This is a genomic window from Micromonospora phytophila (assembly GCF_023656545.1).
GTDB lineage: Bacteria > Actinomycetota > Actinomycetes > Mycobacteriales > Micromonosporaceae > Micromonospora > Micromonospora phytophila.
In genome coordinates this window covers 1-12,024 of the sequence record NZ_JAMOKF010000159.1, presented here as the reverse complement: position 1 = coordinate 12,024, position 12,024 = coordinate 1, and the positions used below count along the sequence as shown (strand labels likewise).

Sequence of the window (12,024 nt, the reverse complement as noted above, 5' to 3'; positions counted from 1 at the left end):
GCGTAGGCGGACCGCCGGCCGGCGCGCGTCTCCTGACGTGCGCAGCCGCGCCGGGGTTCAGAGCGGCTCCACGCCGGGCGGGAGGTCCCCGCTGGCGGTGGCGCCGTGCACGTAGTCGAGCAGGATGCGCCGCAGTTCCCGGCCGGCGTGCGTGGGCACCACGTCGCGCCGCCGGGCCACCGCGATGGTCCGCCGTACGCCGGGCGGGGCCAGCCGGGTGACTCGGACGCCCGGGCGGCGGGCCACCACGATGCCGGGCACCAGCGCGACCCCCAGTCCGGCCTCGACGAAGCTCAGCACGGCGTCCATCTCGCCGCCGTCGACCGCGATGGTCGGCTCGAAGCCGGCCTCCCGGCAGGCCTGGAGGGTGGCGTCGCGCAGGTCGTAGCCCTCCCGGAACATGACCATCGGCTGGTCCCGCAGGTCGGTGATGCGCAGCTCCCCGCCGGCCGGGGCGGCCGGCAGCTCCTCGACCGAGGCGACCACCAGGCTCTCCCGCAGGATCGCATCGGCGCGCAGCCCGGGGTCGGTGCCCTGCGCGGGCATGATGATCAGGGCCAGGTCGAGGTCGCCGCGGAGCAGGTCGCGGACCAGGTCCTGCGAGCCGCTCTCCTCCACCCGCAGGTCGACGGTGGGGTGGGCGTCGCGGAAGCGGCGCAGCACCGGCGGGGCCAGCGAGGTGGCCAGGCTGGGGGTCGCGCCGAGCCGGACGCGACCCCGGCGCAGGCCGACCAGCTCCTGCACCTCGCGGGTGGCGGTCTCCACGTCGGCGAGGATCCGCTTGGCCAACGGCAGCAGCACCTCGCCGGCCGTGGTGAGGGTGATGTTGCCCCTTACCCGTTCGAAGAGGGGAGCCCCGAGGTCGGCCTCCAAGGCGTGAATTTGCTTACTCAGTGAGGGCTGCGTTATACCGACGACGTCGGCGGCTTGGGTGAAATGTCGTACTTCTGCGACCGCCACGAAGTACTTCAGCTGATGGAGCTGCATCTAAATAGCCTATAGCTATCAAGACTGCGAGGTCGATGCATTGGACGACTGATCCAACTGCTCCTAGCGTCGATCGTGTGGTAGTCACGAGAACTCGGTCGCCCATCCGTTCCAGCGTCGGTCTGAAGGCCGTCATGGCGGTGACGGGCATCATCCTGGTGCTGTTCCTCATCGCGCACATGCTCGGCAACCTGAAGATCTTCACGGGCGCGACGTCGTTCGACCACTACGCGCACTGGCTGCGCGAGATCGGCGCGCCGCTGCTGCCGGGCGTGTGGTTCCTGTGGATCCTGCGGACCGCGCTGGTGGTCTCGGTGGTCGGTCACATCTGGGCCGCCACCACGCTCGCCCTGCGCGCCCGCGCCGCCCGGCCGGTCAGGTACGCCCACCGCAAGCCGGTCCAGGGCAGCTACGCGGCCCGCACCATGCGCTGGGGTGGGGTGATCATCCTGCTCTTCGTGATCTACCACCTCCTGGACCTGACCACCGGCACGCTGAACCCGGTCGGCGACCCGAGCCGCCCGTACGCCAACGTGGTCGCCGACTTCGCCCCCAAGCGCTGGTACGTGACGCTCTTCTACACCCTGTCGGTCGTCGCCGTCGGCTTCCACCTGCGGCACGGCGTCTTCAGCGCGTTGCGCAGCCTCGGCCAGCAGACCCCGCGCGGCGAGCGCCGGGCCCGGGTCGTGGCGCTGGTCCTCGCCGTCGGCCTCTGCGTCGGCTACCTGGTGGTTCCGTTCGCCGTACTCACCGGATTGGTGTCCTGACCATGGATCTCTACACCGAGGGCGACCCGATCGCCGACGCCAAGGCTCCCGACGGCCCGATCGAGACCCGCTGGGACCGCCGCCGCTTCGAGGCGAAGCTGGTCAACCCGGCGAACCGCCGCAAGATGACGGTGATCGTCGTGGGCACCGGCCTGGCCGGCGGATCCGCGGCCGCCACGCTCGCCGAGCAGGGCTACCGGGTCAGGTCCTACTGCTACCAGGACAGCCCGCGCCGGGCGCACTCGATCGCCGCGCAGGGCGGCATCAACGCCGCGAAGAACTACCGCAACGACGGCGACTCGGTGCACCGGCTCTTCTACGACACCGTCAAGGGCGGCGACTTCCGCTCCCGCGAGTCGAACGTGCACCGGCTGGCCGAGGTCTCGGTCAACATCATCGACCAGTGCGTGGCGCAGGGCGTCCCGTTCGCCCGCGAGTACGGCGGCCTGCTGGACACCCGCTCGTTCGGTGGCGCCCAGGTGCAGCGCACCTTCTACGCCCGGGGCCAGACGGGTCAGCAGCTGCTGCTCGGCGCGTACCAGGCGCTGGAGCGGCAGATCGGCCTCGGCAACGTGGAGATGAACTCCCGGCACGAGATGCTGGAGCTGGTCATCGTCGACGGCAAGGCCAGGGGCATCGTGGTCCGGGACCTGGTCACCGGCGAGATCTCCACGGAGATGGCGGACGCGGTCGTGCTGGCCTCCGGTGGCTACGGCAACGTCTTCTACCTCTCCACCAACGCCAAGGGCTGCAACGTCACCGCCACCTGGCGGGCGCACCGCAAGGGCGCCTACTTCGCCAACCCCTGCTACACGCAGATCCACCCCACCTGCATCCCGGTCTCCGGCGACCACCAGTCGAAGCTGACCCTGATGAGCGAGTCGCTGCGCAACGACGGCCGCGTGTGGGTGCCGAAGGCCAAGGGCGACGACCGCGCCCCGCGGGACATCCCCGAGGACGAGCGGGACTACTACCTGGAGCGGATCTACCCCTCCTTCGGCAACCTGGTCCCCCGGGACATCGCCTCCCGTGCCGCGAAGAACGTCTGCGACGAGGGCCGCGGCGTCGGGCCCACCAACCTCGGCGTCTACCTGGACTTCGCGGACGCGATCAACCGGCTCGGCCGCAAGGCCATCGAGGCGAAGTACGGCAACCTCTTCGAGATGTACGAGCGGATCACCGGCGAGGACCCGTACGAGGTGCCGATGCGGATCTACCCCGCCGTGCACTACACGATGGGCGGCCTCTGGGTCGACTACGACCTGCAGTCCACCATCCCGGGTCTCTTCGTGATCGGTGAGGCGAACTTCTCCGACCACGGCGCGAACCGGCTCGGCGCCTCGGCGCTGATGCAGGGCCTGGCGGACGGCTACTTCGTGCTGCCGAGCACGATCGCCAACTACCTGGCCGCCAGCCCGCTGGACGCGGTCGACGCCAGCCACCCGGAGGCGCTCGCGGCCCGCGCCGACGTCGAGGACCGGATCACCCGGCTGCTCGCCGTCAACGGCGACCGGACCGTCGACTCGTTCCACCGCGAGCTGGGCCAGATCATGTGGGAGCACTGCGGCATGGAGCGCAGCGAGGCCGGGCTGCGCAAGGCGATCGACGAGATCCGCGCCCTGCGCGAGCAGTTCTGGCAGCGGGTCCGGGTGCCCGGCGACGGCGAGGGCCTGAACCAGTCGCTGGAGAAGGCCGGCCGGGTGGCCGACTTCTTCGAGCTGGCCGAGCTGATGTGCATCGACGCCCTGCACCGCGAGGAGTCCTGCGGCGGCCACTTCCGGGCCGAGCACCAGACCCCCGACGGTGAGGCGCAGCGCGACGACGACCGGTTCGCCTACGTCGCGGCCTGGGAGTACACCGGCACCGGTGAGCCCGCCGTGCTGCACAAGGAAGACCTGAAGTTCGAATACGTCCACCCCACGCAGCGGAGCTACAAGTGAACCTGACCCTGCGCATCTGGCGCCAGAAGGGCCCCGAGGACAAGGGTCGGATGGTGACCTACCAGGTCGACGACGTGTCCCCGGACATGTCGTTCCTGGAGATGCTCGACGTGCTCAACGAGCGGCTGATCCTCGCCGGCGACGAGCCGGTGGCGTTCGACCACGACTGCCGGGAGGGCATCTGCGGCGCGTGCGGCATGGTGATCAACGGCAACGCGCACGGTCCGCAGAAGATGACCACCGCCTGCCAGCTGCACATGCGGCACTTCGCCGACGGCGAGACGATCGACATCGAGCCGTGGCGGGCCCGGGCCTTCCCGGTCGTCAAGGACCTGGTGGTCAACCGGGGCTCGCTCGACAAGATCATCGCGGCTGGCGGCTACATCACCGCGCCGACCGGTAGCGCCCCCGAGGCCCACTCCACCCCGGTGGCCAAGGCCAACGCGGACGCCGCCTTCGAGTCGGCGGCCTGCATCGGCTGCGGCGCCTGCGTGGCGGCCTGCCCGAACGGCTCCGGCATGCTCTTCACCGCCGCCAAGGTCACCCAGCTCTCGCTGCTGCCGCAGGGCCAGCCGGAGCGGTTCACCCGGGTGATCGGCATGGTCGACGCGCACGACGAGGCCGGCTTCGGCGGCTGCACCAACGCCGGTGAGTGCACCGCGGTGTGCCCGAAGGGCATCCCGCTGAACACCATCGGCCGACTCAACCGGGACTACCTCAAGGCGACGGCGAAGCGGGGCGACAACACCCCCGGTTCCTGAGCCTGCCCACGACCGGCCGCCGCACCCGCCACGGGTACGGCGGCCGGCGCGTGTCCGGACCCTGCCGGCACCGCGCAAGACGCCCGTACGGCCGGGCACGGGGCGGATGCCCCCGGAGCCGTCCAGACCGCGCCCACCGGCTTGGCCTCCCCGCCGGCCCCCTCGGCAGCACATCCGCATCCGGCGCTCGAGCCACGCGTCCGAAGCGTGCGCGGTGGCCCGTCGGCGGGGCGTGCGCCGGTTCAACCCTCGCCACCCGGGTAGCAGTCGTGGGGACGGGCAGAGAGGGGAAGATCGGCATGAAGGCACTGACCTGGCAGGGCAAGCGGGACGTGCGGGTCGAGGAGGTGCCCGACCCTCGGATCGAGGAGCCGACGGACGCCGTCGTACGAATCACCTCCACCGCGATCTGCGGCTCCGACCTGCACCTCTACGAGGTGCTCGGGCCGTTCCTGAAGCCCGGCGACATCCTGGGTCACGAACCGATGGGCATCGTCGAGGAGGTCGGCTCCGGGGTGACCCGGCTCAAGCCGGGCGACCGGGTGGTGGTGCCGTTCAACATCTCCTGCGGCGCCTGCTGGATGTGCGACCGCCAGCTCTACGCCCAGTGCGAGACCACGCAGAACACCGCGGAGGGCAAGGGCGCCTCGCTGTTCGGCTACACCTCGCTCTACGGTTCCGTCCCGGGCGGGCAGGCGGAGTACCTGCGGGTGCCGTACGCCCAGTTCGGCCCGATCAAGGTCCCGGAGACCGGGCCCGACGAGCGCTGGCTCTACCTCTCCGACATCCTTCCCACCGCCTGGCAGGCGGTGAAGTACGCCGACACCCCGCGCGGCGGCACCCTCGCCGTCTTCGGGCTCGGGCCGGTGGGCCAGTTCTGCGCCCGGATCGGCCGGCACCTCGGCGCGGACCGGGTGATCGGGCTGGACCTGGTCCCGGAGCGGCTGGAGATGGCCCGCCGGCACGGCATCGAGGTGCTCGACGTCAGCGAACTCGACGACGTGCCGGGCGCGCTGATCGACCTGGTCGACGGGCGCGGGCCCGACGCGGTGATCGACGCGGTGGGCATGGAGGCGCACGGCGCACCCGCCGGCAAGCTCGCCCAGACCGCCGCCGGGCTCCTGCCGGACAAGCTGGCCCAGACCATGACCGACAAGGTCGGCGTGGACCGGCTCGTCGTGCTCAAGGCCGCGCTCAAAGCCGTCCGGCGCGGCGGCACCGTCTCCATCTCCGGGGTGTACGGCGGGGAGGTCGACCCGATGCCGCTGATGGAGATGTTCGACCGGGGCATCCAGCTGCGGATGGGGCAGTGCCACGTCCGACGGTGGACCGACGAGATCATCCCACTGCTCTCCGGCGACGACGACCCTCTCGGCGTGGAGGACCTGCGCACCCACCGGGTGCCGCTGCAGCGGGCGCCGCAGGCGTACGAGATGTTCCAGAAGAAGCAGGACGGCTGCGTCAAGGTCGTGCTCGCGCCGTGACCCGCACGGTCGTCATCACCGGCGCGACCAGCGGGATCGGCCGGGCGACGGCCGGGGCGTTCGCCGCGCGCGGCGACCGCCTGGTCCTCGCCGCCCGCTCCCCGACCACCCTCGCCGAGGTACGCGAGGAGTGCCGGGCGGCGGGCGCCGAGGTGCTGGACGTGCCGACCGACGTCACCGGGGACGGCGAGCTGGCGAAGCTGGCCGACGCGGCGATCGAGCGGTTCGGTGGCATCGACGTCTGGGTGCACACGGCGGCGGTGATGGCGTACGGGCGGTTCGAGGAGATACCGGAGCGGGTCTTCGAGCACGTCGTCCGCACCGACCTGCTCGCCTCCGCGGCGGCGGCCCGGGTCGCGCTGCGGCACTTCCGGGCCACCGGCGGCGGGACGCTGATCCTCACCGGGTCGGTGCTCGGGCACATCACCGCGCCCTACATGAGCGGCTACGTCGCGAGCAAGTGGGGCCTGCAGGGGCTGGCCCGATCACTGCAGCAGGAGGCCCGGGACACTTCCGGCATCCACATCAGCATCGTCAGCCCGGGCAGTGTGGACACCCCGGTCTACCAGCAGGCCGCGAACTACCTCGGCCGGATCGGTCGGCCACCGCTGCCGATCACGACTTCGCAGCGGGTGGCGCGGGCCGTCGTGGACTGCGCCGACCGGCCCCGACGGGAGGTGTCGGTGGGCCGGCTCAACATGGTGATGCGGATCGGCTTCACCGTGCTGCCGGGCGTCTACGACGTCCTGGTCGGACCGTTGATGCGGCTGGCCGGGCTGACCGGCCGCCCGGTCGCGCCGCACGACGGCGTGGTGTTCACGCCCAACCCGGCCGGCGAGGCGGTGCGCGGCGGTTGGCTGCCCGACCTCGGGCAGCTGGTGCGCGCCGTCGGCGAGCTGCCGGGCTCGGTCGGAACGGCGGTGCGGCGCCGACTGCGGTGAGCGCGTCGCGGGTGCGGACTACCGTGTACCACGGGACACGGCGGAAGGGCGGCGATGGGGGCACGACGGGAGCGCGGGGAACTCGAGTGGTCACTCGGGCGGCGGATGCGGGCAACGGCGGGGATGGCCGCGCTGGCCGGGCTGGCGTGGGTGACGCGGGACGTGCCGGCGGCCCTCGGCGGCCGGCTGACCGGGGCGCGGGCGGAGCGGGCCGCGCGGTCACCGCAGTTCCGCGACGGCACCTTCCACAACACGGTGCGCACCCGCTCGATGGCGGGCGTCGCCGACCGCAACCTGATCCGAGAGTTGATCTTCGGCAAGCAGAAGCGCCGCCCGAGCGCCGCGGTGCCGCTGCTGCGCCCGGCCGACCCGCCGGCCACCGCCGACGAGCGTGAGCTCAACATCGTCTGGTACGGCCACGCCTCCGCCCTGATCGAGATCGAGGGCCGGCGGGTGCTGCTCGACCCGGTGTGGAGCGAACGGTGCTCGCCGTCGGCCCTGGTCGGCCCGAAGCGGCTGCACGAACCCCCGGTCGGCCTGGACGAGCTGCCCCAGGTCGACGCGATCCTGATCTCGCACGACCACTACGACCACCTCGACATGGCCACGGTGTGCGACCTGCTGGCCCGGCAGTCCGCCCCGTTCCTGGTGCCGCTCGGGGTGGGCGCCCACCTCGACCGGTGGGGCGTGCCCGCGGAGCGGATCATCGAGCTGGACTGGGCGGAGAGCCACCGGGTGGCCGGGCTGGAGATCACCGCCACCGCCGCACAGCACTTCTCCGGGCGCGGGCTGCGCCGCGACGGCACGCTCTGGAGCTCCTGGGTGGTCGCTGGCGCACACCGGAAGGTCTTCTACACCGGCGACTCCGGCTACTTCGACGGCTACGCCGAGATCGGCGCCGAGCACGGCCCGTTCGACGTCACGTTGATGCAGATCGGCGCGTACGACCGGGCCTGGCCGAGCATCCACATGTTTCCCGAGGAGGCCATCTCCGCCCACCTCGACCTGCGCGGCGAACTGCTCATCCCGGTGCACTGGGCGACCTTCAACCTGGCCCTGCACGACTGGTCCGAGCCGGTGGACCGGATCTGGGCCGAGGCGAAGGCCCGGGACGTGCGACTGGCCGTCCCCCGCCCCGGCGAGCGGGTGGTGGTGGACGACCCGCCGGCGGTCGACGGGTGGTGGCAGGCCGTCGCCTGAGCCGGCCCGCCCGGCCCCGCGACGGCCGCTCAGAGCACGAAGGCGTCGGTCCAGAGGGCGCCGGAGCGGCCCGAGAGGGCGTCCAGCATCGCCACCGCCTGACCGTCGGTGAGCTGGGCGACGAAGTCGACGATGGCCCGGCCCCGGGCCTTGCCGATCCGGTCCGGGGTACGCGGGTGCAGCTCCGCCTCGGCCAGGTCGACCAGGTCGTGCAGGCGTCGCGGCAGCCGGGACTCCTCCTCCGGGTCGAGCAGCCAGTCCAGCAGCGCCTCCACCAGGGTGCCCAGCAGCCGGGCCTGCCCGCGCTGGTGCAGGGCCAGGTCCGGCCGGGCCAGCACGAACCGGTGGTGCACGAACTTGAGCACCTGCACCTCGTGCCAGCGGGACGGGGCGAGCAGCACGTGCCCGGAGCGGACGGCGGGCTGCTCGACCACCGTGATCGCGTCGACGAACCGGGTGGTCCACCGGGCGGAGAAGCGGGCGACGTACTGCTCGGCCTCGATCGAGCCGTCGAAGGGCATCGCGAGCAGCCCCTCCACCAGTTCCTCGCGGACGTGCTCGACGGCGGCGGCGAACGCCTCGTCGTCGGCGACCCAGGCGTCCTTGCGGTGCAGCTGCCGGCGCAGCCGTTCGATCGCCGCGCCGGGGCGGCGGGCCGCGGCGGCCAGCGCCGCGTCGGTGATGGCCCGGAAGTGGCCGCTCTCGCGCTGCCAGGCCATCAGCTCGGCGGCCACCGCGCCCTGCTGGAGCACCCCGACCCGGTAGAAGTCCTCCACGTCGTGGATGGCGTACGCGATGTCGTCGGCGGTGTCCATCACCGACGCCTCGACGGTCTGCTGCCAGTCCGGGATCCGGCCGGCGAACGGCTCGCGGGCCTGCCGCAGGTCGTCGACCTCGGTGCGGTACGCCCCGAACTTCGACGAGCCGCTGGCCGGGTCGTCCGGCGGCGGGGTCGCCCCGCGCGGCGGCGGGTCCATCAGCCGAGGGTGCGGGTCCGGGTGGTCCAGCCGGGTCCACGGGTACTTCAGCATCGCCGCCCGGACCGCCGCGGTGAGGTCCAGTCCGGTGGTGGCCGCGCCGCGGATCTCGGTGCTGGTGACGATCCGGTACGACTGGGCGTTGCCCTCGAAGCCGTCGGCCAGCCCGAGCCGCTGCCGGGCCAGCCGGTCCAGCACCCGCTCGCCCAGGTGCCCGAAGGGCGGGTGGCCGAGGTCGTGCGCCAGCGCGGCGGCCTCCACCACGTCCGGGTCACAGCCGCCGAGCTTCTCCAGCAGGTCGCGGTGCCGGTCGCGGGCGGTGAGCCGCTCGGCGATCGCCCGGGCCACCTGGGCGACCTTGAGGCTGTGGGTGAGCCGGTTGTGCACCAGCAGGCCGGAGCCACCCGGGCTGACCACCTGGGTCACCCCGTTCAGCCGGGCGAAGAACGGCGAGGCGACGATGCGGTCCCGGTCGGCCCGGAACGGGCTGGCGGCGAGGTCGCCGAGGGCCCGGGCGCTGCCGCCGAAGAGCCGCCGCGCCCGCGGGTCCGCGGGTTGTTCCATGATCGCCACGCTAGCGCACCGGGGACGGCGACGGGTCCGCGTACCTCCGGGGCGGGCGGGGCGGGCGGGGCCGGCGGGTGCGACGCGGCCCGCGCACGGCGGGCCGGCACAATGCAGGGCGGAACCAACCGAAAAGGCGGATCAGATCGTGACCCAGTCTGTGCACCAGCGGATCGCCGACGAGCTCGGCGTCGCCGAGCGGCAGGTACGCGCGGCCGTCGAGCTGCTCGACGGCGGCGCCACCGTGCCGTTCATCGCCCGCTACCGCAAGGAGGCCACCGGCCTGCTCGACGACGCGCAGCTGCGCACCCTGGAGGAGCGGCTGCGGTACCTGCGGGAGCTGGACGAGCGGCGGGCGGCGGTGCTGGAGTCGATCCGCGGTCAGGGCAAGCTCGACGAGGCCCTGGAAGCGCAGATCATGGCGGCCGACTCGAAGTCCCGCCTGGAGGACATCTACCTGCCGTACAAGCCCAAGCGCCGGACCCGGGCGCAGATCGCCCGCGAGGCCGGGCTGGAGCCGCTCGCCGAGTCGCTGCTGACCGACCCGACGCAGGACCCGAAGGCCGTCGCCGCCGGGTTCGTCGACGCGGAGAAGGGCGTGGCCGACCCGGCCGCGGCGCTGGAGGGCGCCCGGGCGATCCTGATCGAGCGGTTCGCCGAGGACGCCGACCTGATCGGCACGCTGCGCGAGCAGATGTGGTCGCGGGGCCGGCTGGTCTCGCGGGTACGCGACGGCCAGGAGTCGGCCGGCGCCAAGTTCGCCGACTACTTCGACTTCTCCGAGCCGTACCCGAAGCTGCCCTCGCACCGGATCCTGGCCATGTTCCGGGGCGAGAAGGAGGGCGTGCTCGACCTGACCATGGCGCCCGAGGAGGCCGGCGAGGCCGACGCGGCGCCCACCGGTCCGAGCCGCTACGAGGCGGTGATCGCCGGCCGGTTCGGCATCACCGACCGGGGTCGGCCCGCCGACCGGTGGCTGGCCGACACGGTGCGCTGGGCCTGGCGTACCCGGATCCTCATCCACCTCGGCGCGGACCTGCGCATGCGGCTGTGGCAGGCGGCGGAGGAGGAAGCCGTCCGGGTCTTCGCCACCAACCTGCGGGACCTGCTGCTCGCGGCGCCCGCCGGCAGCCGGCCCACGATGGGGCTGGACCCGGGCCTGCGTACGGGCGTGAAGGTCGCGGTGGTGGACGCCACCGGCAAGGTGGTCGCCACGGACACGATCTACCCGCACGAGCCGCGCCGGCAGTGGGACGCCTCGATCGACACCCTGGCCCGGCTGGCCGGGGCGCACGGCGTGGAGCTGGTGGCGATCGGCAACGGCACGGCGTCCCGGGAGACCGACAAGCTGGCCGGGGAGCTGATCAAGCGGCACCCCGAGCTCAACCTCACCAAGGTGGTGGTCTCCGAGGCCGGCGCGTCGGTCTACTCCGCTTCCGCGTACGCCTCGCAGGAGCTGCCCGGGTTGGACGTCTCGCTGCGCGGCGCGGCCTCCATCGCCCGCCGGCTCCAGGACCCGCTCGCCGAGCTGGTCAAGATCGACCCGCGTTCGATCGGGGTCGGCCAGTACCAGCACGACCTGTCCGAGGTGAAACTCTCCCGGTCCCTGGACGCGGTGGTCGAGGACTGCGTGAACGCCGTCGGGGTGGACGTCAACACCGCCTCCGCCCCGCTGCTGACCCGGGTCTCCGGCATCGGCGCCGGCCTGGCGGAGAACATCGTGCTGCACCGGGACGCCAACGGCCCGTTCCGCTCCCGGGCGGAGCTGAGGAAGGTGCCCCGGCTCGGGCCGAAGGCGTTCGAGCAGTGCGCCGGCTTCCTGCGCATCCCCGGCGGCGACGACCCGCTGGACTCCTCCAGCGTGCACCCGGAGGCGTACCCGGTGGTGCGCCGCATCCTCGCCAGCACCGGGCAGGACCTGCGCTCGCTGATCGGGAAGTCGGCGATCCTGCGCGGGCTGCGGGCGACCGACTTCGTTGACGACACGTTCGGCCTGCCGACGGTCACCGACATCCTCGGCGAGCTGGAGAAGCCGGGACGCGACCCGCGACCGGAGTTCCGCACCGCCACCTTCGTCGAGGGCGTGGAGAAGATCGGCGACCTGACCCCGGGCATGGTGCTGGAGGGCGTGGTCACCAACGTCGCCGCGTTCGGGGCCTTCGTGGACGTCGGGGTCCACCAGGACGGCCTGGTGCACGTCTCGGCCATGTCCCGGACATTCGTCAAGGACCCGCGTGAGGTGGTCAAGTCGGGTGACGTGGTGCGGGTCAAGGTGCTCGACGTCGACGTGCCGCGCAAGCGGATCTCGTTGACCCTGCGGCTGGAGGACGAGGCGGAGGCGGGCGCCGGGCGCGGCGGACCGGAGGGCGCGCGCCGCGAGCGCGGCGGTCCCCGGGGCGAGCA

General features: G+C 72.7%; 9 protein-coding genes. 7 read left to right on the top strand and 2 right to left on the bottom strand.

Annotation, left to right across the window (positions count from 1 at the left end):
- Positions 1-57: 57 nt before the first annotated feature.
- Positions 58-987, bottom strand: coding sequence for a LysR family transcriptional regulator (locus tag NCC78_RS18780; protein WP_250795957.1), 930 nt, complete (start codon positions 985-987; stop codon positions 58-60).
- A gap of 35 nt (positions 988-1,022) precedes the next feature.
- On the opposite strand from NCC78_RS18780, the gene NCC78_RS18775 reads away from it, so the two are divergent.
- The 6 genes from NCC78_RS18775 to NCC78_RS18750 all read left to right on the top strand — a co-directional run bounded on the left by NCC78_RS18775 (position 1,023) and on the right by NCC78_RS18750 (position 8,080).
- Positions 1,023-1,754, top strand: coding sequence for a succinate dehydrogenase cytochrome b subunit (locus tag NCC78_RS18775; protein WP_284706321.1), 732 nt, complete (start codon positions 1,023-1,025; stop codon positions 1,752-1,754).
- A 2-nt stretch (positions 1,755-1,756) separates the two neighbouring features.
- A complete protein-coding gene (locus tag NCC78_RS18770; protein WP_250795955.1) occupies positions 1,757-3,694 on the top strand; it encodes a fumarate reductase/succinate dehydrogenase flavoprotein subunit in 1,938 nt (645 codons plus the stop codon).
- Positions 3,691-4,455, top strand: a complete 765-nt coding sequence (locus NCC78_RS18765) for a succinate dehydrogenase/fumarate reductase iron-sulfur subunit (protein ID WP_250795954.1) — start codon at positions 3,691-3,693, stop codon at positions 4,453-4,455. Before NCC78_RS18770 ends, NCC78_RS18765 begins: the two co-directional genes overlap by 4 nt.
- A gap of 299 nt (positions 4,456-4,754) precedes the next feature.
- Positions 4,755-5,939: a zinc-dependent alcohol dehydrogenase gene (locus NCC78_RS18760; protein ID WP_250795952.1), complete on the top strand. Its 1,185-nt coding sequence runs from the start codon at positions 4,755-4,757 to the stop codon at positions 5,937-5,939.
- On the top strand, positions 5,936-6,880 hold the full coding sequence (locus NCC78_RS18755; protein ID WP_250795950.1) for an SDR family NAD(P)-dependent oxidoreductase: 945 nt from the start codon (positions 5,936-5,938) through the stop codon (positions 6,878-6,880). The genes NCC78_RS18760 and NCC78_RS18755 overlap by 4 nt, the downstream gene beginning before the upstream one ends.
- Positions 6,881-6,934: 54 nt before the next feature.
- Positions 6,935-8,080, top strand: coding sequence for an MBL fold metallo-hydrolase (locus NCC78_RS18750; protein ID WP_250795949.1), 1,146 nt, complete (start codon positions 6,935-6,937; stop codon positions 8,078-8,080).
- Between the two features lie 29 nt (positions 8,081-8,109).
- Here the strand turns inward: NCC78_RS18750 and NCC78_RS18745 are convergent, their stop codons facing one another.
- On the bottom strand, positions 8,110-9,621 hold the full coding sequence (locus NCC78_RS18745) for a deoxyguanosinetriphosphate triphosphohydrolase family protein (RefSeq protein WP_250795948.1): 1,512 nt from the start codon (positions 9,619-9,621) through the stop codon (positions 8,110-8,112).
- Between the two features lie 148 nt (positions 9,622-9,769).
- On the opposite strand from NCC78_RS18745, the gene NCC78_RS18740 reads away from it, so the two are divergent.
- On the top strand, positions 9,770-12,024 hold a 2,255-nt coding region (locus NCC78_RS18740), incomplete at its 3' end, for a Tex family protein (protein WP_250795947.1).